General features: G+C 40.8%; 21 protein-coding genes. 18 read left to right on the top strand and 3 right to left on the bottom strand.

Going from position 1 to position 26,787, the window contains the following annotated elements; all coding sequences use genetic code 11:
- Positions 1–51: 51 nt before the first annotated feature.
- Entirely contained in the window at positions 52–753 is a 702-nt protein-coding gene (locus tag L5B71_RS03450) for a YggS family pyridoxal phosphate-dependent enzyme (RefSeq protein WP_265756992.1), read from the bottom strand.
- Between the two features lie 302 nt (positions 754–1,055).
- Here L5B71_RS03450 and thrA point away from each other — a divergent pair, with 302 nt between their 5' ends.
- From thrA to glyA, 18 genes are all read left to right on the top strand, one after another.
- Positions 1,056–3,503: a bifunctional aspartate kinase/homoserine dehydrogenase I gene (thrA, locus tag L5B71_RS03445; RefSeq protein WP_265756991.1), complete on the top strand. Its 2,448-nt coding sequence runs from the start codon at positions 1,056–1,058 to the stop codon at positions 3,501–3,503.
- A 9-nt stretch (positions 3,504–3,512) separates the two neighbouring features.
- Positions 3,513–4,457, top strand: coding sequence for a homoserine kinase (gene thrB / locus L5B71_RS03440; RefSeq protein ID WP_265756989.1), 945 nt, complete (start codon positions 3,513–3,515; stop codon positions 4,455–4,457).
- A gap of 150 nt (positions 4,458–4,607) precedes the next feature.
- On the top strand, positions 4,608–5,882 hold the full coding sequence (thrC, locus tag L5B71_RS03435) for a threonine synthase (protein WP_265756988.1): 1,275 nt from the start codon (positions 4,608–4,610) through the stop codon (positions 5,880–5,882).
- A gap of 179 nt (positions 5,883–6,061) precedes the next feature.
- Positions 6,062–6,409: an ArsC family reductase gene (locus tag L5B71_RS03430; RefSeq protein WP_264255441.1), complete on the top strand. Its 348-nt coding sequence runs from the start codon at positions 6,062–6,064 to the stop codon at positions 6,407–6,409.
- A 13-nt stretch (positions 6,410–6,422) separates the two neighbouring features.
- A complete protein-coding gene (dapE, locus tag L5B71_RS03425; RefSeq protein ID WP_265756987.1) occupies positions 6,423–7,565 on the top strand; it encodes a succinyl-diaminopimelate desuccinylase in 1,143 nt (380 codons plus the stop codon).
- Positions 7,562–8,248: a M15 family metallopeptidase gene (locus tag L5B71_RS03420; protein WP_265756986.1), complete on the top strand. Its 687-nt coding sequence runs from the start codon at positions 7,562–7,564 to the stop codon at positions 8,246–8,248. Before dapE ends, L5B71_RS03420 begins: the two co-directional genes overlap by 4 nt.
- An 11-nt stretch (positions 8,249–8,259) precedes the next feature.
- Positions 8,260–8,682 (top strand): phosphate-starvation-inducible protein PsiE, encoded by a 423-nt coding sequence (gene psiE / locus L5B71_RS03415; protein WP_265756985.1) that lies wholly within the window; start codon positions 8,260–8,262, stop codon positions 8,680–8,682.
- Positions 8,683–8,799: 117 nt separating this feature from the next.
- Entirely contained in the window at positions 8,800–9,429 is a 630-nt protein-coding gene (gene nudF / locus L5B71_RS03410) for an ADP-ribose diphosphatase (RefSeq protein WP_265756984.1), read from the top strand.
- Positions 9,430–9,570: 141 nt separating this feature from the next.
- Entirely contained in the window at positions 9,571–10,401 is an 831-nt protein-coding gene (gene cpdA, locus L5B71_RS03405) for a 3',5'-cyclic-AMP phosphodiesterase (RefSeq protein ID WP_265756983.1), read from the top strand.
- Positions 10,402–10,576: 175 nt separating this feature from the next.
- Positions 10,577–12,145, top strand: coding sequence for an AbgT family transporter (locus tag L5B71_RS03400; RefSeq protein ID WP_265756982.1), 1,569 nt, complete (start codon positions 10,577–10,579; stop codon positions 12,143–12,145).
- Positions 12,146–12,335: 190 nt separating this feature from the next.
- Complete coding sequence (locus tag L5B71_RS03395; protein WP_265756981.1) at positions 12,336–13,745, top strand: replicative DNA helicase; 1,410 nt, start codon at positions 12,336–12,338, stop codon at positions 13,743–13,745.
- 5 nt (positions 13,746–13,750) lie between these two features.
- Complete coding sequence (gene alr / locus L5B71_RS03390) at positions 13,751–14,836, top strand: alanine racemase (protein ID WP_265756980.1); 1,086 nt, start codon at positions 13,751–13,753, stop codon at positions 14,834–14,836.
- Positions 14,837–14,867: 31 nt separating this feature from the next.
- Complete coding sequence (gene pgi, locus L5B71_RS03385; RefSeq protein ID WP_265756978.1) at positions 14,868–16,514, top strand: glucose-6-phosphate isomerase; 1,647 nt, start codon at positions 14,868–14,870, stop codon at positions 16,512–16,514.
- A 178-nt stretch (positions 16,515–16,692) separates the two neighbouring features.
- Complete coding sequence (locus L5B71_RS03380; protein ID WP_103854912.1) at positions 16,693–17,100, top strand: DoxX family protein; 408 nt, start codon at positions 16,693–16,695, stop codon at positions 17,098–17,100.
- 231 nt (positions 17,101–17,331) lie between these two features.
- Positions 17,332–18,936, top strand: a complete 1,605-nt coding sequence (purH, locus tag L5B71_RS03375; protein WP_265756975.1) for a bifunctional phosphoribosylaminoimidazolecarboxamide formyltransferase/IMP cyclohydrolase — start codon at positions 17,332–17,334, stop codon at positions 18,934–18,936.
- 21 nt (positions 18,937–18,957) lie between these two features.
- The gene (gene purD / locus L5B71_RS03370) at positions 18,958–20,259 is read left to right on the top strand and encodes a phosphoribosylamine--glycine ligase (protein WP_265756973.1); all 1,302 of its coding nucleotides are present in this window, start codon (positions 18,958–18,960) and stop codon (positions 20,257–20,259) included.
- A 28-nt stretch (positions 20,260–20,287) separates the two neighbouring features.
- The gene (locus tag L5B71_RS03365; protein WP_265756972.1) at positions 20,288–21,505 is read left to right on the top strand and encodes a DUF711 family protein; all 1,218 of its coding nucleotides are present in this window, start codon (positions 20,288–20,290) and stop codon (positions 21,503–21,505) included.
- Between the two features lie 504 nt (positions 21,506–22,009).
- Entirely contained in the window at positions 22,010–23,272 is a 1,263-nt protein-coding gene (gene glyA / locus L5B71_RS03360) for a serine hydroxymethyltransferase (RefSeq protein ID WP_265756971.1), read from the top strand.
- Between the two features lie 275 nt (positions 23,273–23,547).
- Here glyA and L5B71_RS03355 read toward each other — a convergent pair whose 3' ends face one another.
- Together L5B71_RS03355 and L5B71_RS03350 are read right to left on the bottom strand one after the other, a co-directional pair.
- Positions 23,548–23,973, bottom strand: coding sequence for a universal stress protein (locus L5B71_RS03355; protein ID WP_265756970.1), 426 nt, complete (start codon positions 23,971–23,973; stop codon positions 23,548–23,550).
- A 100-nt stretch (positions 23,974–24,073) separates the two neighbouring features.
- The gene (locus L5B71_RS03350; RefSeq protein ID WP_265756968.1) at positions 24,074–26,710 is read right to left on the bottom strand and encodes a TRAP transporter permease; all 2,637 of its coding nucleotides are present in this window, start codon (positions 26,708–26,710) and stop codon (positions 24,074–24,076) included.
- Positions 26,711–26,787 lie beyond the last annotated feature (77 nt).

The raw sequence follows: 26,787 nt of genomic DNA, 5'->3' as shown, positions 1-26,787 counted from the left end.
ATGCCATAGTCAGGGGTAAAAAGCATTACAGAGTTTTATCTCAAATTTTGCTTATTTGCTATAGTCTCTTGCCCCAAAAATCGCTGTGCCAATGCGAACCATTGTTGAACCACATTCAATGGCAGCCGTTAAATCGTCCGACATTCCCATTGAAAGGGTGTCAATTTGGCATTCAGGAAGTGAGCATTGAAGCTGTTGGAAAAGTTGTTGCATTTGCATAAAAGCGTGTTTTTGTTGATGAATATCATCTGTTGGTGCGGGGATTGCCATTAATCCACGCAAACATAAGTGCGGTAGATTTTTGATATGTTTTGCCAAATCCAACATTTCCACAGGCTGAATACCTGATTTACTGCTTTCATCGCTAATATTAATTTGAATCAGCACATTTAACGGCTTTTTGTAATGGGGACGCTGATCATTAAGACGATCGGCGATTTTGGCACGATCAAGGGTTTGCATCCAATCAAAATGTTCTGCCACTAAACGGCTTTTATTCGATTGCAGTGGGCCGATAAAATGCCATTCTAAATCTACATTGTGTCTTTCAAAATACTCAATTTTCTCCACACCTTCTTGCACATAGTTTTCACCAAATTGCCGTTGTCCAGCTTGGTAGGCCTGCAAAATAGCCTCAACGGGCTTGGTTTTGCTCACTGCCAGTAGGCTAACGTCTGAAATGGTGCGATTGGCCTGTTGGCAGGCTTGTTGAATTTGTTGCTGAACCTGTTGCAGATTTTGTTGAATATTCATTGAATGATGACCTGTTTTTATTAATTTGGAAAAAATACAGAAATTTATTCTATATTATTCATTTTCCGTTTGACAAGCCGTTAAAATTTCGGTATTTCTAACAACACTCATTTTTGTAAGGAAATTGAAGCACAATGCAACGCACAATCGCAATGATTACCACCACCATTATTACCATTATTACGATGAATGGGGCGGGTTAGTGCGTTAAAAACAGGATCACAGAAAACCCGCATTATAAAAAGTGCGGGTTTTTTTATAAGGATTTTTTATATTCACAATATTATATTTAGGAGATTTCTATGCGTGTTTTAAAATTTGGTGGCACTTCCCTTGCCAATCCAGAACGCTTTTCGCAAGCGGCAAGATTGATCGAAAAAGCTCATTTAGAAGAGCAAGCAGCTGGCGTGTTATCCGCCCCTGCCAAGATCACAAATTACCTTGTTGCCCTTTCTGAAAAAGCCAGCCAAAACCTTCCAACCGATACCGATTTTAATCAAGCACTTGAAATTTTCTATACCATTATTAATGGCTTATATGCCGAAAATGAAAATTTTGATCTTGCAGGCTGTAAAGCCGTGATTGATGCAGAATTTGCCCAAATTGCAGAATTATTGGCAGAAATTCGTGCCAAAGGCGTGTTGGACGATGCGGTAAAAGCCACTATTGATTGCCGTGGTGAAAAATTATCCATTGCAATGATGAAAGCGTGGTTTGAAGCTCGTGGTTACCAAGTTACGGTGATTGATCCCGTGGAAAAATTATTAGCGCAAGGAAGCTATTTAGAATCTTCAGTGGATATTGAAGAATCTACCAAACGTATTAATGTGGCGAGCATTCCAAAAAATAACGTGGTGCTAATGGCCGGTTTCACCGCCGGTAATGATAAAGGTGAATTGGTCTTATTAGGGCGTAACGGCTCAGATTATTCTGCGGCTTGTTTGGCCGCTTGTCTAAATGCATCAGTGTGCGAAATTTGGACAGATGTGGACGGTGTGTTTACCTGTGATCCACGCCTTGTGCCTGATGCGCATTTATTGCCAAGCCTTTCTTACCGCGAAGCAATGGAACTCTCTTATTTTGGGGCGAAAGTCATTCACCCTCGCACCATTGGGCCATTAGCGCAAGCTAATATTCCTTGCCTCATTAAAAATACGGGTAATCCAGATGCCAAAGGTTCTATCATTGACAGCAACGCACAATCAGAACAATTACAAGTAAAAGGGATAACTAACCTTGATAATTTGGCAATGTTTAATGTGTCAGGGCCGGGAATGCAAGGAATGGTGGGAATGGCGGCTAGGGTGTTTTCTACTATGTCGAAAGCAAGTGTTTCTGTTATTTTAATTACGCAATCTTCATCGGAATATAGTATTAGCTTCTGTGTGCCGGTGAAAGCAGCAGAGGTGGCAAAAAATGCGTTGGAAGTGGAATTTGCTCAAGAACTGAAAAATCAAGATTTAGAAGAAATTGAAGTGATCAAAGATCTTTCCATTATCTCCGTAGTAGGGGAGGGAATGCGTCAAGCGAAAGGGATTGCAGCCCATTTCTTCTCTGCATTAGCACAGGCGAATATCAGCATTGTAGCGATTGCTCAAGGGTCTTCTGAACGTTCTATTTCTGCTGTCGTACCACAAAATAAAGCCATTGAAGCTGTGAAAGCAACGCACCAAGCCCTTTTTAATAATAAAAAAGTGGTGGACATTTTTCTTGTTGGCGTAGGTGGCGTAGGCAGCGAATTAATCGAGCAGGTAAAAAATCAACGAGATTATTTATCCAAAAAGGACATTGAGATCCGCGTTTGTGCCATTGCAAACTCAAATAAAATGTTACTTGATGCTAATGGCTTGAATCTTGATGAGTGGCAAGACGATTTAGAGAATGCTACACAACCTTCTGATTTTGACGTGTTGCTTTCTTTCATTAAATTGCACCACGTTGTGAACCCGGTGTTTGTGGATTGTACGTCAGCGGAAAGTGTTGCAGGCTTGTATGCGCGTGCTTTAAGCGAAGGCTTTCACGTGGTTACGCCAAACAAAAAAGCCAATACCAGAGAACTTGCTTACTACAATTTATTGCGTGAAAATGCGCGTAAAAGTCAACATAAATTCTTGTATGAAACCAATGTGGGCGCAGGCTTGCCAGTGATTGAAAACTTGCAGAATTTACTAGCTGCAGGCGATGAATTAATCCGCTTTAGTGGCATTTTATCTGGATCGCTTTCTTTTATTTTTGGTAAGTTGGAAGAAGGCTTATCCCTTTCAGAAGTTACCACATTAGCCCGTGAAAAAGGCTTTACTGAGCCAGATCCGCGTGATGATCTTTCTGGACAAGATGTGGCACGTAAATTGCTTATTTTAGCCCGTGAAGCAGGCTTACAATTAGAATTAAGCGATGTGGAAGTAGAAGGCGTGTTGCCAAAAGGTTTTGCGGAAGGCAAATCGGTGAACGAATTTATGGCAATGTTGCCACAGCTTGATGCCGAATTTAAAGCTCGCGTGGAAAAAGCGAAAGCAGAGGGCAAAGTACTGCGTTATGTTGGACAAATTGAAAACGGCAAATGCAAAGTATCGATTGTAGAAGTAGGGCAAGATGATCCACTGTATAAAGTGAAAAATGGTGAAAATGCCTTAGCATTCTACACCCGCTACTATCAGCCAATCCCATTATTATTGCGTGGTTATGGTGCAGGAAATGCGGTAACTGCGGCAGGGATCTTCGCCGATATTTTAAGAACATTACATAATTAAGGAGCATTTATGTTACGAATTTACGCCCCAGCATCCAGTGCGAATATCAGCGTGGGCTTTGATACGTTGGGGGCGGCGGTGTCCCCAATTGACGGCTCATTATTGGGCGATGTGGTGCAAGTGGAGGCAATCAACCAAGGCTTTGAGTTAGAAAGTGCGGGCTATTTTGTGCGTAAATTGCCAAAAGAGCCGCAAAAAAATATTGTGTATCAAGCCTATGTGCTTTTTAGTGAACGCTTAAAATTACGCAACGGCACAGTGAAACCACTGCGTTTAACGCTGGAAAAAAATATGCCAATTGGCTCAGGCTTAGGCTCAAGCGCGTGTTCTATTGTGGCTGCTTTAGTGGCGTTAAATAAATTCCATGATGAACCTTTTTCTAAAATGGAATTATTAGAAATGATGGGGGAACTGGAAGGGCGTATTTCAGGCTCAATTCATTATGATAATGTTGCCCCTTGTTATTTAGGTGGTGTGCAATTAATGGTACAATCGCTCGGCAATATTTGTCAGCAGTTGCCATTTTTTGATAACTGGTATTGGGTGTTGGCCTACCCTGGCATTGAAGTTTCTACCTCAGAAGCACGAGCCATTTTGCCGAAGAGCTACACACGTCAAGACGTGATTACACACGGCCGTCATTTAGGTAGTTTTGTTCACGCGTGCCATACGCAACAGGAAGCCTTAGCTGCCTATATGATGAAAGACGTGATTGCGGAGCCTTATCGTGAAGCACTATTGCCAAATTTCGCTGAAGTAAAACAAGCGGTACGCGATCTTGGTGCACTGGCTTCTGGCATTTCAGGATCAGGCCCAACAATGTTTGCCATCGCGCCAGATTTAAACACCGCCAGCAAAGTGGCCACCTATTTGGAAAACCATTATCTACAAAACAACGAAGGCTTCGTCCACGTTTGTAAAGTAGATAACCAAGGCGCAAGAGAATTGGGCTAATGAGAACATTCATCCCATATAAATTACCTGAATGGAAATAAAATTTTTAGAAAAGAAAGGGAGTCGCTCAACGGGCGAAACTCGTTATACATCTTAAAAATAAAAGCATTTTAAACACAGAATTTTAACCAAAAATAAAATGGAACAATTATGAACTTATACAACATCAAACACCCTGAAGAACAGGTAAATTTCGCTCAAGCAGTACGCCAAGGGCTAGGCAAAGATCAAGGGCTATTTTTCCCTGAAATTATCCCGCACTTAGACAACATTGATGCCTTGCTTGAGCTACCTTTGGTTGAGCGTAGCGAGAAAATCTTAGGGGCATTAATTGGTGATGAAATTCCAGCGGATAAACTGGCTCAACTGGTGAAAAACGCCTTTACCTTCCCTGCTCCAGTAGAAAACGTGGCAGATCATATTTACGCCTTAGAATTATTCCACGGTCCAACTCTTGCCTTTAAAGATTTTGGTGGACGTTTTATGGCACAAGCCCTTGCTGCCGTGCGTGGCGATGGAAAAATCACCATTTTAACGGCAACATCAGGGGATACTGGTGCGGCAGTGGCGCACGCATTCTATGGTTTAGAAAATATTGACGTGGTGATCTTATATCCAAAAGGCAAAATCAGCCCATTACAAGAAAAATTATTCTGCACCTTAGGCGGAAATATCCGTACTGTTGCCATTAACGGTGATTTTGATGATTGCCAAGCGTTGGTTAAACAGGCGTTTGATGATGCAGAACTTCGCCAAGCTATCGGCTTAAATTCAGCTAACTCTATTAATATTAGCCGTTTATTAGCGCAGGTTTGTTATTATTTTGAAGCGGTAGCACAGCTGCCAACAGCTGAGCGTGAAAACATTGTGGTTTCTGTGCCAAGCGGTAACTTTGGTAATCTCACCGCAGGGTTAATTGCTAAAACAATGGGCTTACCGATCAAACGTTTTATTGCAGCAACCAATGCGAACGATACCGTGCCACGTTATTTAAGCACTGGCGAATGGGCGCCAAATGACACCGTTGCAACCTTATCAAATGCAATGGACGTAAGCCGCCCGAACAACTGGCCACGTGTGGAAGAATTATTTAAACGCAACGGCTGGACATTATCAGAACTACATTCAGCAGCAATGAATGATGCACAAACAGAACAAACATTGCGTGCAATGAATGAACAGGGCTATTTATGCGAGCCGCACGGCGCGATTGCCTACGGTGTATTAAAAGCAGATTTGCAACCGGGTGAAACAGGGTTATTCCTTTGCACCGCACACCCTGCAAAATTCAAAGAAAGCGTAGAGCGAATTTTATCCACCGAATTACCATTGCCAGAAGCCCTGGATAAACACAATAAATTACCATTGCTTTCAGATGAAATGGATAATGATTTTGCAATATTGAAAGCGTATTTGTTGAAGTAATAATTTTTGTAAAAGGGCGGACACATAGTGAAGTAGGGTGGGCTTTAGCCCACTCTGCGAATTTGAGCAGAATTTTATTACAACAAAGTATTTAGATAAATTTTATATCAATATAATTAATATTTAGGGGCGGGCATATAGGCCCGCCCATTAGCTAATTAAAGATCATAGGACAAAAAATGATTACAGTTTATGGCATTAAAAATTGCGATACGGTGAAAAAAGCGTTGAAATGGTTGGCGGATAATGGCATTGAACATCGTTTGCACGATTATCGTGTAGATGGCTTGGATAAGGCTTGGTTGGAAAAGGCTGAAAGCCAGTTTGGGTGGGAAAATTTAGTCAATAAACGCAGTACGACTTGGCGTAATTTAACTGATGAAGTGAAAAAAAATCTGTCAAAAAGCACCGCACTTGAGGTGTTATTTGAACAACCAACGTTGATTAAACGCCCGATTATTTTACAAGATAACATTGCGTTAATCGGCTTTGATGCCACGGCATACGATCAAGCTTTTGGCAAGTAAGAAAGGTTAAGCAATGAAAGAAACAATCGTTACCTTAGCGCAACAGCTGATCCAACGTCCTTCAATTAGTCCTGATGATCAAGGCTGTCAAAAACTAATTGCCGATCGTTTAGAAGAAATCGGTTTTCAAATTGAGTGGTTGCCTTTTAATGATACGTTAAATTTATGGGCGAAACACGGCTCAACAGGTCCAGTGGTGGCCTTTGCTGGGCATACTGATGTTGTGCCAGTGGGCGATGAGAGCCAGTGGCAATATCCCCCGTTTTCAGCCAAAATTGTCGATGATATGTTGTATGGACGTGGTGCGGCGGATATGAAAGGATCGCTGGCTGCAATGGTTGTGGCGGCAGAAAATTATGTGAAAGCCAATCCGAATCACACAGGGACGATCGCCTTGCTCATTACTTCCGATGAAGAAGCAGCGGCAAAAGATGGCACGGTGCGCGTGGTGGAAACCCTGATGGCACGCGGTGAGCAAATTGATTATTGTTTGGTTGGTGAACCTTCAAGTGCTGAGAAATTGGGCGATGTCGTGAAAAATGGTCGCCGCGGATCCATTACAGGCAATCTGTATATTCAAGGTGTGCAAGGCCACGTTGCCTACCCGCATTTAGCCGATAATCCGGTTCATAAATCCGTTGATTTCCTAAAAGAATTAACCACTTACCAATGGGATCAAGGCAATGAATTCTTCCCCCCAACCAGTTTGCAGATTGCTAATATCCAAGCAGGTACAGGCAGTAATAATGTGATCCCAGGGGAGTTTTATGTGCAGTTTAATTTGCGTTATTGCACCGAAGTAACAGACGAGCTAATCAAGCAAACCGTAGAACAAATGTTGAAAAAACATCAGCTTGATTATCGGATTGAATGGAATTTATCGGGCAAGCCATTTTTAACCAAACCGGGCAAGCTAGTGAATGCTGTGGTAGATAGTTTAGAAAAAATTGCCAAAATTACCCCCGCACTTGAAACGGGCGGCGGCACGTCAGATGGCCGTTTCATTGCCTTAATGGGCGCGGAAGTGGTGGAACTTGGGCCGTTAAATGCGACAATCCATAAAGTCAATGAATACGTGAGTTGCCAAGATCTTGCTACGCTAGGCGAGGTGTATCAGCAAATGTTGGTGAATTTACTGGATAAGGATATCGAATGAAAAGCCCATTTAACGCTGCTACACTGACGGGAAAATCCCGTGAGCATTTAGTGGTGTTGCCTTGTCCTTTTTCTAATCAGCATTTTCTTGAAGCGAATGCGTTAAAAGCGTTTCAAGACTTACAGCAAAGTGCGGTGAAAAATGGCTTTAATTTACAGCCTGCGAGTAGCTTTCGTGATTTCCAACGCCAGCAAATGATCTGGAATGATAAATTTGCCGGCAAGCGTAAAGTGCATAATGATGAAGGGCAAGCACTTGACTTATCCTATTGTTCTGATTGGGAAAAATGCCAAGCAATTTTACGCTGGTCAGCTTTACCAGGGGGCAGCCGTCATCATTGGGGAACGGAAGTAGATATTTTTGATCCAGATCTATTGCCAGCAGCTCAAAAATTACAACTTGAGCCTTGGGAATATATACAAGGCGGTTATTTTGCTGAACTCAGCGAGTGGCTGCAAGAAAATGTCGCAAAATTTGATTTTGCCTTTCCTTTTTCACAGATGCCTGCGAGATTAGAGATTGGTTATGAACCTTGGCATATCAGTTATTTACCAATGGCAGAGCAGGCTCGCGCCCATTTTAGTCCTGAGATTTTAGCGCAATCTTGGCAAGACCAAGAGGTGGCAGGCAAGGCAACATTAATTAAGCAATTACCTGAAATTTTTGAGCGATTTTTTATCTGATTTTTTATTTAATGAGGAAAATTGAAATGAATGAAAAACATTTTTTTCCACAAGGAATTTCATCCTTTTTGCAGTGGATCCTGAATGTTTCCTTACTTATTCTCGCCTTAATTTTGGTGGTATTTCTGGCTAAAGAAACTTATGGCTTAGTCCTTGTGTTATTTGAGCAATCAAAAGAGGCATCGTATCTATTGGTGGAAAAAATTGTAGTGTATTTTCTTTATTTTGAGTTTTTAGCCTTGATTGTAAAATATTTCAAAACTGACTATCACTTTCCACTGCGTTATTTTTTATATATCGGGATTACCGCAATGGTGCGCTTAATCATTGTGGATCATTCTAGCCCAATAAATAGTTTACTGTTTTCAGGAGCTATTTTGTTAATGGTAATAGCTTTATTTTTGGTTAGCTCTAATCGTCTGAAAAAAAGTTAGCCGATTTGTCGACAATTTTGTGAACAAGGTCAAATTTTCAACAAATATAAGAAAATTTGCATTTTTTTTTGCAAAAAACTGGCGTATTCTTAGCAAAATTTTATGCGAGGAAAAATTATGTCCGAATTACAGCAATTTACCCAACAGGATATTGAAATCATCAACGAAGAACCGCTTTATAACGGTTTTTTTAATTTGAAAAAAGTTTATTTTAAGCATAAGTTGTTTGCTGGCGGTGAAAGTGGCGTGGTAATCCGTGAGTTGCTGGTGAAAGGTGCCGCTTCTGTGGTTGTGGCTTATGATCCTGATGCGGATAGCGTAGTAATGGTGGAGCAGGTGCGGATTGGTGCTTATAACCCACAGCTTAGCCAATCCCCTTGGCTTTTAGAACTAATTGCTGGTATGGTTGAAGACGGTGAGCAGCCCGATCAAGTGGCGCAGCGTGAAAGCCAAGAAGAAGCAGGCGTACAAATAGAACATTTGCGTGAAGTAATGAGCTTTTGGGATAGTCCAGGGGGCATTGTGGAACGCATTCATTTTTTTGTCGGCAAAGTCGATAGCCAAAAAGCACAAGGTATTCACGGATTGGCAGAAGAAAATGAAGATATTCGCGTTCATGTTATCCCGCGCCAAACAGCCTATGAATGGGTGTGTAATGGCAAGATTGATAATGGCTTAGCGGTTACAGGTTTGCTGTGGCTACAATTAAATTACCTTTCTTTACAAAAGGAATGGTCAAAAATGTGAGCTGGATCGAATTTTTGATAAAAATTTAAGCGTAGAATATGATCTGTTTACCCCGTTTGTGATATTCATAATGCAATTTTTTCAGATCCGTAACTTATTTACTATTTTTAATAGTTATTTTGGCTAAGAGGAGAAGGTATTTTGAGCAATACCTATATATGTTCAACAAATGAAGAGATTGTGCGTTTGATTCAAATCACAGATCCTCACTTATTTAATGATGAAAATGGCGAGTTACTTGGGATTAATACACAGGCTAGTTTTAATCAAGTCTTGGAGGAAATTAAACAAAGTGAGTTCAATTACGAGCTAGTGTTGGCTACTGGAGATTTGGTGCAAGACAGTAGTAATGAAGGCTATCTAAGATTTTGCCAAAGTATAAGTAAACTAGGAAAAAGCGTATTTTGGATACCAGGTAATCACGATTATCAGCCGAAAATGTTTGAGATACTCAATGATAATAATGGTCAAATAAGTCCTGCTAAACATATTTTATTCGGCAAATATTGGCAGATAATTATGCTTGATAGCCAAGTGTATGGCGTACCGCATGGAAAATTAGAATCTGCACAGTTGGCGTTTTTAGATCAAAAATTGAAAAATTATCCACAGCGCCATTCTTTAATTGTATTGCACCATCATATTTTATCTACTAATTGTGCTTGGTTAGACCAGCATAACCTACGTAATGCCTTAGAATTCGCAAATGTGCTATCAGGGTTTAATAATGTCAAGGGAATTTTATATGGTCATATTCATCAATCAATGGATGCGCTATGGCAAGGTTATAAAGTGATGGCCACACCATCAACTTGTATTCAATTTAAACCAGATAACAACAGTTTTTCCTTAGATTGTGCACAGCCTGGATGGCGTGAACTTGAACTGTATCCTGATGGCGATATTCAAACCAGAGTTAGACGTATTAAACAAAAGACATTTTTGCCAAATATGTTAAGTGAAGGATATTAAATAAAAAGTGCGGTAAAGAATTACTGCACTTTCATATCTATTTCCCCTCATTTCTAAAGTCATTTCTTTTATATATTATGCCATTTTGTTCTATGCCATAGAGTAGATTTTTTATTAAAAAATCAGTAAGTTAAAGATGAGTTATATTTGTTTTTAGCATTAATGAGGTATTAATATGGCAGTAGAGAAAATTCAATCAAAAGAAAGCAAGTTTCTGCGAACTGTTGAATGGCTAGGCAATGCCTTGCCCCACCCCGTTACATTATTTATTATTTTAATCGCATTGCTCTTATTAACTTCTGCGTTAGGTGAATATTTTGGTATTTCAGCATTAGATCCTCGTCCAGAAGGTGCCAAGGGGCGTAGTGCAGATGGGGTAATTTATATAGTCAGTTTACTAAACCAAGAGGGATTAATTAAAATTCTGACGAATCTAGTAAAAAATTTTACTAATTTTGCACCATTAGGCACGGTATTGGTTGCTATGTTAGGGGTTGGGATTGCAGAAAAATCAGGATTAATTTCAGCTGCGATGCGCTTGGTTGTGCTAAAAGCGCCTCGTAAATTAACGACATTAGCGATAGTGTTTGCTGGAATAATGTCCAACATGGCCGCTGAGCTAGGCTATTTAGTGTTAATTCCACTCGCAGCCATTATTTTCCATTCTTTAGGCCGCCACCCATTAGCAGGCTTAGCTGCAGCCTTTGCAGGTGTTTCAGGAGGTTATTCCGCTAATTTATTGTTAGGTACAATTGATCCATTGTTAGCTGGAATCACGCAACAGGCAGCGCAAATTATTAATCCAAATTATGTGGTTGGAGCAGAAGCAAACTGGTATTTTATGTTTGTCAGCACCTTTCTCATTTCTATCATTGGCTATTTTATTACAGAAAAGATTGTTGAACCTCAATTAGGTGAATATAAAGGCAGCCTAAGCCAACAGGAAATTGAGCAACAACATTCAGCTAGCATTACACCATTAGAACGTAGAGGATTATTTTTTGCAGGCTTAACTTTTCTATTTTGTAGTGCTTTACTTGCGTTAAGTGTTGTCCCTGAAAATGGGATTTTGCGTAATCCAACAACTGGGTTAGTCACCGGTTCACCATTCTTGAAATCTATCGTGGTATTTATTTTTGTTCTATTTGCGATACCAGGTATAGTGTATGGACTCGTTGTAAAAAGTATTCGCAGCGATAAAGATGTAGTAAATGCAATGACAGAGATAATGAGCTCCTTAGGGCTTTATTTAGTCATCATTTTCTTTGCATCTCAATTTATAGCTTTTTTTAATTGGACTAATATTGGTCAAATTATTGCCGTAAAAGGTGCTAATTTTCTTAATCAATTAGGATTACACGGTGGACTATTATTTATCGGATTTATTCTTATTTGTGCATTTATTAATTTAATGATTGGATCCGCTTCAGCACAATGGGCGGTAACAGCGCCAATCTTCGTGCCAATGTTAATGCTTGCAGGTTATGCACCAGAAGTGATTCAAGCGGCGTACCGTATTGGAGATTCTGTTACTAATATTATTACGCCAATGATGGGATATTTTGGATTAATTATGGCAACGGTGATTAAGTATAAAAAAGATGCAGGTGTTGGAACTCTCGTTTCAATGATGTTACCTTATTCTATTTCTTTCCTTATTGCTTGGTCAGCACTCTTCTTTGTCTGGGTCTTTGTATTTGGTTTACCTGTTGGGCCTGGTTCAGCTATGTTCTATACACCTTAGAGCATTAAAGTGCGGTGATTTTCCACCGCACTTTTTTCATAATGTCATATATCTTGCCAATATTGCCAAGCTTTTCTCGGTTTAGTGTGATGTTATTTTTATTTTAGATTTTCTCTTTTCTTTTTCTTAATTATCACCTTGATTTAGTATATGATAAGAGCAGATTATTATACTAATTAGACACGAATTTATGGCCAAACAATTTTCTTCACCTTCAGCATTAAAAGATAGGAAAGTTGAACAGATTAATATACCTCCCCATTCTATTGAAGCTGAACAAGCGGTGATTGGTAGTATGCTGCTTACCAATACACATTGGGATGCTGTTTCTGAGAGAATTATTGCAGACGATTTTTATACCTTTGAGCATAGGTTGATTTTTCAACAGATTATGAATTTGATTGGTAATAATCAACCTGTAGATCTATTAACATTAGATGAAGCCTTGAAAAATGAAGGAGTAAGTGAAGAAGTGGGCGGTTTTGCTTATTTAGCAGAACTTTCCAAAAACACGCCAAGTGCTGCGAACGTGCTGACTTATGCTGATATTGTACGCGAAAAAGCTATTTTGCGTGAGCTTATTGCGTCCAGTAACAAAATTGCGGAAATGAGTTATCAAACTAAAGGGCGTGATGTTAAAGAAATTCTTGATGAAGCAGAACGCGAAGTATTTACTATTGCCGAGAAACGAACAACAAAGGGAGAAGGCCCTGAAAATGTAGTGGATATTTTACGCGGAACAGTAGAAAAAATTCAGTTTTTAAGTAAGTCTGAACATAATAACGGTGTAACAGGAGTGAGTACTGGCTTTTTCGATTTGGATCGAAAAACAGCAGGTCTGCAACCTTCCGATTTAATTATTATTGCAGCCCGTCCATCGATGGGAAAAACTACCTTTGCAATGAATTTGTGTGAGAATGCGGCATTAGAATCAGATAAGCCTGTTTTAGTATTTAGTTTAGAAATGCCATCAGAACAAATTATGATGAGAACATTAGCCTCACTTTCTCGTGTAGATCAAACCAAAATTAGAACAGGGCAAGGGCTAGATGATGAGGATTGGTCTAAAATTGCCAGTAGCGTAGGCCTATTCAAGCAAAATCCAAACTTATATATTGATGACTCTTCAGGATTGACACCTACAGAATTGCGCTCGCGTGCTCGGCGAGTGTATCGCGAACACGGTGGATTGAGCCTCATTATGGTGGATTATTTGCAGTTAATGCGAGCTCCTGCATTTTCTGATAACCGAACTTTAGAAATTGCAGAAATCTCACGTTCCTTGAAAGCCTTAGCCAAAGAGCTGGAAGTGCCGGTGATTGCCCTTTCTCAGCTGAACCGTACCTTGGAAAATCGCGCAGATAAGCGTCCTGTAAACTCAGATTTGCGTGAGTCAGGATCTATAGAACAAGATGCGGATTTGATAATGTTTATTTATCGTGATGAAGTGTATAACGATAATTCGGAACAAAAAGGCATTGCAGAAATTATTATTGGTAAGCAACGTAATGGCCCAATTGGTAAAGTGCGGTTAAAATTTAATGGACAATTTTCCCGTTTTGACAATCTTCAAGAACAACCCGAATATATTCATGAGTAAGTATAATGATTGATGTAAAACCGGCAACGGCAAAAATTAGTTCGCACGCATTAAAACATAACATTATGGTGATCAAACAAAAAGCACCAAATAGTAAAGTGATTGCTGTGGTAAAAGCCAACGCCTATGGACACGGTGTGGCATTTGTGGCGTCCGTATTGGAAGAATTTGTCGATTGTTTTGGGGTGGCACGCTTAGAAGAAGCACTGACGTTGCGTTCCAACGGCATTACCAAGCCTATTTTGTTATTAGAAGGTTTTTTCCGTGCCAAAGATTTGCCGATTATTGCGGTGAATAATATCCAAACTATCGTGCATAATAAAGAGCAATTACAAGCCTTACAGCAAGCTGACTTGCCCAACCCGATTAAAGTCTGGCTTAAAATTGATACAGGAATGCATCGACTTGGTGTTGCTTTAGATGAAGTGGCAGCATTTTGCCAATCCCTTGAAAAATGTCCAAATATTGAACCGCACTTTGGTTTCGTCAGTCATTTTAGCCGTGCCGATGAATTAGAATCCGATTACACGCAAAAACAACTTAACGCCTTTCTTCAAGCTACCGAAAATAGAGCAGGAGAGCGCAGTATTGCGGCCTCAGGGGGGATTTTATTTTGGCACGAAGCACATTTAGATTGGATTCGGCCTGGCATTATTTTATATGGCATTTCCCCGAACAATGTGCCAAGTCAAGAATACGGCTTAATTCCAGTAATGACGTTGACTTCATCATTGATTGCAGTGCGCGATCATAAAAAAGGCGAACCCGTAGGCTATGGCGGAAAATGGGTGAGTGAACAAGACACCAAAATTGGTGTCGTTGCGATTGGTTATGGCGATGGCTATCCAAGAGATATGCCAATGGGAACACCTGTTTATCTTAATGGTCGTCTTGTGCCAATTGTAGGCAGAGTATCAATGGATATGCTCACCGTAGATCTCGGCAAAGACAGCCAAGATAAAGTGGGTGATGAAGTCATCCTATGGGGTAAGGAATTACCTATTGAAGAAATCGCAGCAATAAGTGGCATTTTAAGTTATGAATTAATAACAAAACTTACCCCACGAGTTTTGACGGAATATGTGGATTAATTTTAATTAAACTTGATAAAAGGAAACTCAAATGAAAAACATCAACCCAACTACCACTCAAGCGTGGAAAGCCTTAGAACAACACAAAAGCAACCTAGGCGAAACCACGATTCAGCAATTATTTGCACAAGAACCAAATCGTTTTAAAGCGTATTCTTTAACCTTTGATAATGAGATTTTGGTGGATTACTCAAAAAATAATCTCACCCAAGAAACCTTAGGACTATTACGTCAATTAGCGGAAGAATGTGGCTTGCAAGAAGCAACAGAAGCAATGTTCACAGGGGAAAAAATTAACCGCACAGAAAACCGTGCCGTGTTACATACCGCATTGCGCAATCGCTCAAATACCCCAGTATTAGTGGACGGCAAAGATGTGATGCCAGAAGTGAATGCCGTGCTTGCCAAAATGAAATCTTTCTGCGACCGCGTGATTTCAGGCGAATGGAAAGGCTATACAGGCAAAGCCATTACCGATGTGATTAATATCGGTATCGGCGGTTCAGATTTAGGGCCTTATATGGTAACTGAAGCCTTACGCCCTTACAAAAACCATCTCACCATGCACTTTGTGTCTAACGTGGACGGTACGCATATTGCGGAAACCTTGAAAAAAGTGAACCCTGAAACCACACTGGTATTAGTGGCATCAAAAACTTTCACCACGCAAGAAACAATGACCAACGCAAATTCTGCTCGTGATTGGTTCTTAGCCAGTGCAAAAGATGAAGCGCATATTGCAAAACATTTTGCCGCACTTTCAACTAACGCAAAAGAAGTAGAAAAATTCGGCATTGATACCGCAAATATGTTTGAATTCTGGGATTGGGTTGGCGGACGTTATTCCTTATGGTCAGCCATCGGTTTATCTATCGCCCTTTCTATCGGGTTTGAAAACTTTGAAGCCTTGTTATCGGGGGCGCACGAAATGGATAAACATTTCCGCAATGCACCACTCGCTGAAAATATCCCAGCCACCCTTGCCTTAGTGGGATTATGGAACACCAATTTCCTTGGTGCACAAACAGAAGCTATCTTGCCTTATGACCAATATTTACACCGTTTCGCAGCCTATTTCCAACAAGGCAATATGGAATCAAACGGAAAATACGTGGGGCGTGATGGCAAAGTGGTGGATTACCAAACTGGCCCAATTATCTGGGGCGAACCGGGTACAAACGGACAACACGCGTTCTATCAATTAATTCACCAAGGGAAAATTTTAATTCCTTGTGACTTCATTGCCCCAGCGCAAACCCACAATCGACTTTCAGATCATCACCAAAAATTATTGTCTAACTTCTTCGCACAAACAGAAGCGCTTGCTTTTGGTAAAACTAAAGAAGAAGTGGAAGCCGAATTTGTCAAAGCAGGTAAATCCCTTGATGAAGTGAAAGACATCGTGCCATTTAAAGTATTCACGGGTAACAAACCGACTAACTCAATCTTATTGCAAAAAATCACCCCATTTAGCTTGGGCGCATTAATTGCAATGTACGAACACAAAATCTTCACACAAGGTGTGATCTTCAACATTTTCAGTTTTGACCAATGGGGCGTAGAGCTTGGCAAACAGCTCGCCAACCGCATTTTACCAGAGCTTGAAAACAACAACGAAATCACCAGCCACGATAGCTCAACCAACGGTTTAATCAACCAATACAAAGCGTGGCGTTAATTCATCTCTAAACAATAAAGCAAAAGTGCGGTGATTTTTTACCGCACTTTTTTCGTTTATTTTTAACTTATAAGAAAAAGTGATTTTCATTATTGTAAATTGTGTAATTAATGCAATTCCGTTATGATACGCGCTCTTTTGCTCTTACTGGAGTAAGATTATTTTTAAAGGAAACATGATGAATTCATTAAATAAAATTAGCCCTTATGCACTTGGATTATTACGCATTATTGCAGGCTATATGTTTTTGTTACACGGCACCTCAAAATTCTTTGAATACCCAGTTTCAATGACTGGCGGAAACGGTGCTGTGGAACTCTTTTCAATGATGGGCATCGGCGGTGTGTTAGAAATCGTTGGTGGCGCATTATTGATTTTAGGGTTATTTACCCGCCCTGTGGCATTCATTCTTTCTGGTATGATGGCGGTGGCCTATTTCCAAATTCACGCTTCTTTGGATAACGTGTTATTACCAATCGTCAATAAAGGTGAGCTTGCTGCATTATATTCTTTAGTTTTCTTAAACTTTGTTTTCTTAGGTGCTGGCGCTTTTGCATTAGATAACAAAGTTTGCAAGAAAAGCTAATAAAACTAATTTGTCTTTTTTAGAGTTGTTGATTTTAACCCGCACTAGCGGGTTTTTTTGTCTTTTAAGAAAAATAATTCAAAAATGCACCGCACTGTTGGTACGCCTTGCCTATGGAAATCTTGAATTGTTGGTTTTTTGTTAAGAAATTTGATTTCGTGCTACATAAAAGCAAACGATTGCGTTATAATGCGGACGTTTTTTCATTTCATTAAATTAAAGGAAATCTCAATGCAACCAAATTGCCCAATTCGTCAGGCTTTACTTAGTGTTTCAGACAAAACTGGTATTGTGGAATTTGCTCAAGGCTTAGTGCAACGTGGAGTGAAGTTGCTTTCCACTGGTGGCACGGCAAAATTATTAATGGAAAAAGGTTTACCCGTTATCGAAGTATCCGATTACACAGGCTTTCCAGAGATGATGGATGGGCGGGTGAAAACCCTGCACCCGAAAGTTCACGGCGGTATTTTAGGACGCCGTGGGGTTGATGATGAAGTAATGGCGCAGCACCAGATTGATCCTATTGATATGGTGGTGGTGAACCTTTATCCTTTTGCCCAAACCGTGGCAAAACCAGATTGCACCCTTGAAGATGCAGTAGAAAATATTGATATTGGCGGCCCTACAATGGTGCGATCTGCAGCGAAAAATCATAAAGATGTGGCGATTGTGGTGAATAATCAGGATTTTTCCGCAATTTTGGCAGAAATGGATCAAAATCAAAATGGTTTAACCTTAGAAACACGTTTTGATTTGGCCATCAAAGCCTTTGAGCATACCGCACAATATGATGCGATGATCGCCAACTATTTTGGTAAATTGGTGAAACCTTATTTTGCCGCCGATGAAGAAGAGCAAAATGCCTTGTGCGGACAATTCCCACGCACCTTGAATTTGAATTTTATTCGTAAACAAACAATGCGTTATGGGGAAAATGGCCATCAAAATGCCGCATTTTATGTGGAAAAAGAACAAAAAGAAGCCAGCGTATCCACTGCAAAACAGCTACAAGGCAAAGCCCTTTCTTATAACAATATTGCCGATACGGACGCCGCACTAGAATGTGTAAAAAGTTTTAATGAACCCGCTTGTGTTATCGTGAAACACGCGAACCCTTGCGGTGTTGCCTTAGGCGAGGATATTTTAGACGCCTACAACCGCGCTTATCAAACCGATCCAACTTCCGCTTTCGGGGGCATTATTGCCTTTAATCGTCCTTTAGAGGAAGCAACGGCACAAGCCATTGTTGATCGTCAATTTGTTGAAGTGATTATTGCGCCAGTGGTGCAAGAAAGTGCGAAAGCCGTGTTGAAAGCGAAGAAAAATGTGCGTGTTTTAGAATGTGGCGAATGGTATAGCGAGCCACAGCAACGCTTAGATTTCAAACGTGTCAATGGCGGATTATTAGTGCAAGATAGCGATTTAGGAATGGTCGATCTTGCTGATTTACAAGTGGTGAGCAAACGTAAGCCAACAGAAAAAGAACTGCAAGATTTACTATTTTGCTGGAAAGTGGCGAAATTTGTGAAATCGAACGCCATTGTGTATGCCAAAGATAATCAAACCATCGGCATTGGCGCAGGGCAAATGAGCCGTGTTTATTCTGCCAAAATTGCGGGTATTAAAGCACAAGATGAAGGCTTGGAAGTGAAAGGTTGCGTAATGGCGTCTGATGCGTTCTTCCCATTCCGTGATGGCATTGATGCCGCTGCTAAAGTAGGCATTGAATGTGTGATTCACCCAGGCGGCTCAATGCGTGATCAAGAAGTGATCGATGCCGCAGATGAACACAATATGGTGATGGTGCTAACGGGAATGCGTCATTTCCGTCATTAATTAAAAGTGGGGTAGAAAAAAATGAATATTTTAATTATCGGAAATGGTGGGCGTGAACACGCCCTTGCGTGGAAAGCGGCGCAATCACCTTTAGCCAGTAACGTGTTTGTTGCCCCAGGCAATGCAGGCACTGCGAGAGAAAAGGGCTTCGGCAAAAGTGCGGTGAAAAATGTGGCAATTTCTGCAACAGATATTCCTGCATTGGTGAAATTTGCACAAGAAAATCAAGTAGGTTTAGCCATTGTTGGGCCAGAAGCGCCGTTGGTAGCTGGTGTGGTTGACGCTTTTGAACAAGCAGGTTTAACCATTTTTGGCCCAAGCCAAGCCGCCGCTCAGCTAGAGGGCTCAAAAGCATTCACCAAAAATTTCTTAGCGCGTCATCAAATTCCAACGGCAGAATATCAAAACTTCACAGATGTGGAACAAGCCCTTGCTTATGTTCGCCAAAAAGGTGCGCCGATTGTGATTAAAGCAGATGGCTTGGCAGCAGGCAAAGGCGTGATTGTGGCAATGACGTTAGCGGAAGCAGAGGAAGCCATTAAAGATATGCTTTCAGGTAACGCCTTTGGTGATGCAGGTTCACGCGTGGTGATTGAAGAATTTTTAGATGGCGAAGAAGCCAGTTTTATCGTAATGGTGGACGGAAAAAATGTTGAGCCAATGGCAACAAGCCAAGATCACAAGCGTGTGGGTGAGGGCGACAAAGGCTTAAATACAGGCGGAATGGGCGCTTATTCGCCAGCCCCTGTGGTTACCCCTGAAATTCACCAACGTGTAATGGAGCAAATTATTTATCCAACCGTGCAAGGAATGGCGGCTGAAGGCAATGTATATAAAGGCTTTTTATATGCAGGTCTGATGATCGATAAAAATGGTCAGCCAAAAGTCATTGAGTTTAACTGCCGTTTTGGTGATCCTGAAACGCAACCTATTATGATGCGACTGGATTCTGATTTGGTGGAACTTTGCTTAAAAGCCTGCGAAGGGAAGCTGGATCAAGTTCAATCGCAATGGAAAAAACAAGCCGCGCTAGGCATCGTGCTTGCTGCAGAAGGCTATCCTGCGGATTATCGCAAAGGTGATGAAATCCAAGGGTTACCAACCGCTGAGCAAGCGGATGAAAAAGTTTTCCTTGCTGGTGTGAGTGAAGAAAATGGTAAGTTAGTGACTAATGGTGGCCGCGTTCTTTGTGCCACCGCATTAGGTGATTCTGTGCTTGATGCTCAACAGAAAGCATTAAAACTCGCTGAACAAATTCAATGGCAAGGAGGTTTCTTCCGCCGTGATATTGGCTGGAGAGCTATTGCGCGCGAGAAGTCATAATAGAGAAGTAATAAGAAAAAGGAGAAATATGTATCAAGATAAATCACTTTGCCGCGTGAGAGCAATCAGCCTGTTTTTATCCCTAACTAAAGATAAAGCACAATGGCAACAACAACTACAAATTGCGAAAGCGGAATTTGACCTACTTATTCCAGCTATTCAGCAAAAAGGTTATGAAATTCAGTCTATCCGTATTATCACCAACCCTTTTACGGAGTATTTGGATTTGACCAGCATTGATACGGCAAAGCGTGATTTAGCCTTGCTTAAAACTTTGCTCAATGAATTAAATGAGAGTGGATTACGTATTCGCTTTGCGATTGGTGAGGCAAAAACTGCAAAAGAGATTGCTTTATTACCAGAGTTAATCGCAGATTATGGTGATTTATGTAACGCTTGCGTGAATGTGGAACGCGATGAAAATGGCTTTCTAAATTATGATTTATTATTAGATTGTGCAAGTGCGGTGCAAAAAATTGCAGAATTAACTCCACGCGGTGAAGGCAATTTTAATTTTACCGTGAACTTTAATTGTAAACCTTTTATTCCTTATTTCCCCGCAGGTTATCATCGCAGTGAGTTAGATAATGCTGTGGTAATTGGGCTAGAAACTCCTGATTTATTAGTGGATGTGCTAGAAAATTTACCAAGTAGTGAAAATCGCCAACAGTTCTTTCATCAAGCAAGTGTGGCAATGTCTCAAGCTTTGCAATATCACATTGATGAAGTGCAAAATGCCGTAAAATCTGCGTTATCTGGTCATTTTAGCTTAGCGGGTTTTGATAGCTCAGCAGCACCATCAAAAAATTGCCATTCAATGACAAAAGTTTATGAATTACTTGGTGTGCCTTATTTTGGTGCAGCAGGCACTGTTGAGGTATCTGAATTACTCACTCGCGTGTTCAAATCCATCAAAAATGTTAATTTGGTTGGCTTTTCGGGTTTAATGTTAGCCGTAACGGAAGATTTAGGATTAGCAGAAGGCACAAAAAGATCGCAATTTGATATTCGAGCGTTACTCACTTATAGTGCCGTATGCGGCATTGGTTTAGATACTGTACCAATTTCAGGTGAGACAACCATTGAACAAATCGCAGGATTAATGAGTGATACTGGCACAATGGCGTTTCGTTTAAATAAGCCCCTTACCGTCAGGTTATTCCCTATTCCTAATAAAGTAGCAGGAGAAATGACCGAGTTTGAAAGCGATGATTTATGTAATTGCCGCATTTTAGCTGTACCATAGTTTATGATATGTAAAGGAAAAATTGGCCCTCACGAAGGAATAGAGCTTGAGTTAATGTTATCGAAAAAGAAAATGTTAGCACTTTTCTTTAATGATATGGGAGTTCCAGGTACGTTTTTACCTTATATAGAACGGGGGGGGGGCGTTGTAATTATCTTGTTTTAGTTCCTCAAGATAAGCAGACTCCAATAGAGTTGGGAGCCTTTATTCTATTTAGACCTGTTCATCAAAAATATGCAGGACAGCTTGAGCAACTATTGAAGAAAAGTATAGGACACTTTGATCCTATGGTAGAACGAGAAATTGGTAAATTGCTTGGTTACCAAGAAGAAGATATCTCGCTTTATATTAATAATTGTAAAAAGGAATTGCGACAATCATAGGATATGAATAATATTCATCATCGCAATGAAAATTTTGAGCCTAATTTTTCATTACAAGATAGTGAAAAAAGGCTAAACTAGTTAAATCTTAAATAATCATATTTATAAGAGGACAAACACAATGTTAAAAAGAAGTATGAATATCGCTGATTATGATCCCGTATTATGGCAAGCGATCCAAGATGAGAATCGTCGTCAAGAAGAGCATATTGAATTAATCGCATCAGAAAACTATGCCAGCCCACGTGTAATGGAAGCGCAAGGTTCTCAATTTACCAATAAATATGCCGAAGGTTATCCAGGTAAACGCTATTACGGCGGTTGTGAATATGCGGATATTCTTGAGCAACTGGCTATTGATCGTGCAAAAGAATTATTTGGCGCAGATTATGCGAATGTACAACCGCATTCTGGTTCACAAGCGAATGCCGCTGTTTATATGGCATTGTTAAACCCTGGTGATACTATTTTAGGAATGAGCTTAGCACACGGTGGTCACTTAACTCACGGTGCATCAGTGAGCTTTTCTGGCAAAATTTATCACGCAGAACAATATGGCATCACCGATGAAGGCGTAATTGATTATGACGCATTGCGTGAACAAGCGTTACGCGTTAAGCCAAAAATGATCGTGGGTGGTTTTTCTGCCTATTCTCAAGTAGTTGATTGGGCGAAAATGCGTGAGATTGCTGACGAAGTGGGTGCTTATTTATTCGTGGATATGGCGCACGTTGCCGGCTTAATTGCAGCAGGGGTTTATCCTAACCCATTACCGCACGCCCACGTTGTGACAACCACAACGCACAAAACCTTGGGCGGTCCGCGTGGTGGCTTGATTTTAGCCAAAGGCGGTGATGAAGAGCTTTACAAAAAATTAAACAGCGCCGTTTTCCCCGCTGGTCAAGGTGGTCCATTGGTTCACGTTATAGCAGCCAAAGCGGTGTGTTTTAAAGAAGCCCTTGAGCCAGAGTTTAAAGCTTATCAGCAACAAGTAGTGAAAAACGCAAAAGCGATGGTGGAAGTGTTTAAACAGCGTGGTTATAACGTGGTGTCTAACGGCACAGAAAACCATTTATTCTTAGTGGATTTAGTGAGCCACGGTTTAACCGGGAAAGCCGCCGATGCCGCATTAGGCAAAGCAAACATTACGGTAAACAAAAATGCTGTACCAAATGATCCACAAAAACCGTTTATCACCTCAGGGATTCGTGTAGGCACACCTTCAGTTACTCGCCGTGGTTTTAAAGAAGCGGAAGTGAAAGAGCTAGCAGGCTGGATGTGTGATGTGCTTGATGCTGTGGGTAAAGAAAACGAAGCAGACGTTATCGCAGCAACAAAAGCGAAAGTGCTAGACATCTGTAAACGTTTGCCGGTTTATGCATAATTTTTCTGTATTTTAATAAGAAAAAACGTTTCTATTTTGAAAAAATCAGATTAATGGCAAACCTATGATGTTCTATTGTAGGTTTGTTTTTATTGCGGTGCTAACTAGGCTTTCTCTTTCTTAGTGAATACTTAGACGATTTTTTCGCTGAGATATCTTAGCTTAAACAGGTTTTGTGGTTATCTAGAAGCTATACTTTAACAATATACTTTTATTTAGAGAGAAAATATTGTAATAAAAAAGCGGACATATCCGCTTTTTCTGATTTATTACAATTATCGTAAGATTAAAATTGGTTTATTGCCATGGCGCGCCACTTTTACGGTGTTGCTACTTAATCCTTTGGCATTAGGTTTGCTGCTGGCGAGCATAATGATCAGATCCACTTCTTTTTCATCGGCGATACGGTTAATTTCTTCGTAGATCGTGCCGTGAGCGACAATATGCTGAACTTTTGAGCCTTGTGGAAAGTGAGCTTTAGTGAAGTCGTGTAGGGTTTTGTTAGCTTCTTCGATGACGGATTTATCAAAGTTTTTTGGTAAGAACGCGGAGATAAAGCTGTCGTCAATCGGTTCGATAATGGTAGCGACACGGTAAATAGCGTTAGGATTGTGGTTGGTGAGCTGAAGGGCGGTATCCACCACATATTTTGCGCTTTTGAGATTGCTTAGATCAATGGCGATAAGCAGTTTGTTGTACATAATAAGATCCTTTTACTGGGTTGCGGTTTCTGCGTTTTACATTTTTAGGAAATTTCATAAAATTTTGACCGCACTTTAAGCGCAAAGTGCGGTCAATTTTTTATTGCTTTTTCGTTCTACGGCGTTGATTAAATCCAACAAGGAGAATAATCAACAAGCCTGGAATGAACATCCATTCTTTGGCGATAGCCACTTTTGGTAAAGAAATATCGAGTAGGGTTTGATCCCAATTTAAGCCTGCTTTGGCGGCAGGAGAATCAATTTCAACCATATCAATAATTACTTTTTCTGTAGTGTTGCCATCAATTTCAATGGTTTCACCTGTATTGAGCAAGGTTAAGCCGAGTTTATTCAGGCGCTCTTCACCGGTTTTTCCTTCTGGCACGCTGAGTTCAGAATAGAACTCAATTTGTTTTCCATAAGGATTGGTGCCTGCCACTTTGACGGTAATTTTTTCATCAACTGGCACTTTTCCTAACTCTTGTGCCAAATGAACTGGCTCAATATGATAAGACGTTGGCGAAATATATTCCATAAAGAAGCCAGGGCGGAAAATAATAAATGCCGCAAAAATAAGGGCAAGGGTTTCCCACACTTTATTCTTAGTGATGAAATAATTCATTGTGGCGGAAGTAAAGGCGAGTATGGCAATGGTGGACACCACCGCAACCAGTATGCCTTTTGCCCAGCCCACATCAATTAATAACAGATCCGTATTAAAGATGAACAAGAATGGCAAGATTGCCGTTCTTAGGCTGTAAAAGAATGCCACTAAACCTGTTTTTATTGGGCTACCACCTGATACTGCCGCAGCAGCGAAAGAGGCCAGCCCCACAGGTGGGGTTACATCTGCCATAATCCCGAAGTAGAACACGAATAAATGCACAGCAATCAGCGGTACGATTAAGCCATTTTGTTTACCCACTTCTACGATAACTAGCGCCATTAAAGATGACACCACGATATAGTTGGCAGTGGTTGGTAAGCCCATTCCTAGAATTAAGCTGAATATCGCCACAAGGATAAGCATAAGTAAGATGTTACCCATTGAGAGCATTTCGATAATGCCGGAAAGCTGTACACCAAAACCAGTGAGTGAAACCACTCCGACAATAATTCCCGCTGTTGCTGTGGCGATGCCAATACCGATCATATTGCGTGCGCCTGTTTCTAAACCATCAACAAGGGAATCAACGCCTTGTTTAAACAGATCTTTCGTGATCGGTTTGTTACGGAAGAAGTTTAGTAACGGATGCTGAGTGACTAAAATGATCATCAAGGTAACTGTTCCCCAGAAAGCAGATAGCCCCGGTGAAAGCATTTCGACCATTAAGCACCAAATTAGCACGACAACAGGAATTAAATAATGCAATCCTGCATTTACCGTTGGTTTGGCGGAAGGCAGTTTTACCACTGGTGAATTAGGATCATCAATTTCTAAATCGGGGAATTGTGCCACACGGCGAATTAAAGCGAGATAAATCAACGCCAATAGCCCCGCAACGATTAAGAAACTATGATCAGGCGCAACGGTTTTCAACCAGCCTAAGCCAAATTTCACACCAATTACTAAGCCGATCACCACTAAAATGGTGCTGACCAATTTTAGCAAGGTGACTAAGAATGGATTTGGCGGATCGGTTCTTGGCAAGCCGTGCAAGTTCATTTTTAATGCTTCTAAATGCACGATATAAACCAATGCTATGTAAGAAATCAGTGCAGGCAGTGCAGCATAGGTGATGAGCTGGCTATATGGCATATTGACATATTCGATCATCAAGAAAGCCGCAGCCCCCATTACAGGTGGCATAATTTGTCCATTTACTGATGAAGCCACTTCTACCGCACCTGCTTTTTCTGCTGAAAAGCCTACGCGTTTCATCATTGGAATGGTGAAGGTTCCCGTGGTTACCACGTTAGCAATAGATGAACCTGAAATTAGCCCAGTTAAGCCTGATGAAACCACGGCAGCTTTTGCCGGCCCTCCGCGCAGATGCCCTAAGTAAGCGAAAGCGGTTTTAATGAAATAGTTACCGGCACCGGCTTTATCGAGCAACGCACCAAATAATACAAAAAGGAACACATATTTGGTGGAAACCCCTAATGCCACACCAAATACGCCTTCAGTGGTTACCCATTGTTGGTTCACCATTTGTGCAAGTGAGCCTGAGCGGTGGCTGATGATCCAATCGGTTGGTAGGAATTGTCCAAAATAGTTATAAGCTAAAAATACACTAGCGATAATCACCAAAGGTAAGCCAAGACTACGGCGACAGGCTTCTAAAAGCAATAACACGCCTAGACAACCGGCAATAATGTCTTGCGTATTTGGCGCGCCAAAACGTGTTACCAAGCCTTCATAGAAGAAAATGTAATATGCACCTAAAAATGCCCCAAGGGTGGCAAAAAACCAATCTAACAACGGAATACGATGCTTAGGTGAAGTAGCAAAGGCTGGGAAAGATAAATAGGCCAAGAATAACGCAAAGGCAAGGTGGATCGATCTTGCTTTGGTATCATCGATTACCACGTTAATATCTAATCCCCAATTGCGTACCACTTCTTGTAACCAAAATGGTAAAGGGGAGGTGTAATAAAGTTGAAACACAGACCATAAAATTGCTGTGATTACAATCAGTTTCTTGCTAAATCCAGTTGGATTGCGCCCGCCTGAATCATTGGAGGCGACCATATCTTGCAGATCATCGTAATCCATTTGTTTTGTGGATTCTGACATAGAATCTCCCGAAAAATTTTAAGCTAATGAAAACGGAAAAAGGCAGGGCTAAGCCTGCCTAAATAGTTAGGATTAGA

The organism is Avibacterium sp. 21-586, from assembly GCF_026226775.1.
In the GTDB taxonomy this organism is placed as follows: domain Bacteria; phylum Pseudomonadota; class Gammaproteobacteria; order Enterobacterales; family Pasteurellaceae; genus Avibacterium.
The sequence above is the reverse complement of the archived record's forward strand: the minus strand, read 5'-3'. Positions and strand labels throughout refer to the sequence as shown.

Bases quoted from the DNA above. Each gene is read 5' to 3' on its own strand.
- thrA (WP_265756991.1), top strand. From the start codon at position 1,056: ATGCGTGTTTTAAAATTTGGTGGCACTTCCCTTGCCAATCCAGAACGC.
- dapE (WP_265756987.1), top strand. From the start codon at position 6,423: ATGAAAGAAACAATCGTTACCTTAGCGCAACAGCTGATCCAACGTCCT.
- L5B71_RS03430 (WP_264255441.1), top strand. From the start codon at position 6,062: ATGATTACAGTTTATGGCATTAAAAATTGCGATACGGTGAAAAAAGCG.
- L5B71_RS03380 (WP_103854912.1), top strand. From the start codon at position 16,693: ATGAATTCATTAAATAAAATTAGCCCTTATGCACTTGGATTATTACGC.
- glyA (WP_265756971.1), top strand. From the start codon at position 22,010: ATGTTAAAAAGAAGTATGAATATCGCTGATTATGATCCCGTATTATGG.
- L5B71_RS03365 (WP_265756972.1), top strand. From the start codon at position 20,288: ATGTATCAAGATAAATCACTTTGCCGCGTGAGAGCAATCAGCCTGTTT.
- nudF (WP_265756984.1), top strand. From the start codon at position 8,800: ATGTCCGAATTACAGCAATTTACCCAACAGGATATTGAAATCATCAAC.
- L5B71_RS03420 (WP_265756986.1), top strand. From the start codon at position 7,562: ATGAAAAGCCCATTTAACGCTGCTACACTGACGGGAAAATCCCGTGAG.
- L5B71_RS03350 (WP_265756968.1), bottom strand. From the start codon at position 26,710: ATGTCAGAATCCACAAAACAAATGGATTACGATGATCTGCAAGATATG.
- alr (WP_265756980.1), top strand. From the start codon at position 13,751: ATGATTGATGTAAAACCGGCAACGGCAAAAATTAGTTCGCACGCATTA.
- L5B71_RS03395 (WP_265756981.1), top strand. From the start codon at position 12,336: ATGGCCAAACAATTTTCTTCACCTTCAGCATTAAAAGATAGGAAAGTT.
- thrC (WP_265756988.1), top strand. From the start codon at position 4,608: ATGAACTTATACAACATCAAACACCCTGAAGAACAGGTAAATTTCGCT.
- pgi (WP_265756978.1), top strand. From the start codon at position 14,868: ATGAAAAACATCAACCCAACTACCACTCAAGCGTGGAAAGCCTTAGAA.
- L5B71_RS03355 (WP_265756970.1), bottom strand. From the start codon at position 23,973: ATGTACAACAAACTGCTTATCGCCATTGATCTAAGCAATCTCAAAAGC.
- purD (WP_265756973.1), top strand. From the start codon at position 18,958: ATGAATATTTTAATTATCGGAAATGGTGGGCGTGAACACGCCCTTGCG.
- L5B71_RS03400 (WP_265756982.1), top strand. From the start codon at position 10,577: ATGGCAGTAGAGAAAATTCAATCAAAAGAAAGCAAGTTTCTGCGAACT.
- thrB (WP_265756989.1), top strand. From the start codon at position 3,513: ATGTTACGAATTTACGCCCCAGCATCCAGTGCGAATATCAGCGTGGGC.
- purH (WP_265756975.1), top strand. From the start codon at position 17,332: ATGCAACCAAATTGCCCAATTCGTCAGGCTTTACTTAGTGTTTCAGAC.
- psiE (WP_265756985.1), top strand. From the start codon at position 8,260: ATGAGGAAAATTGAAATGAATGAAAAACATTTTTTTCCACAAGGAATT.
- L5B71_RS03450 (WP_265756992.1), bottom strand. From the start codon at position 753: ATGAATATTCAACAAAATCTGCAACAGGTTCAGCAACAAATTCAACAA.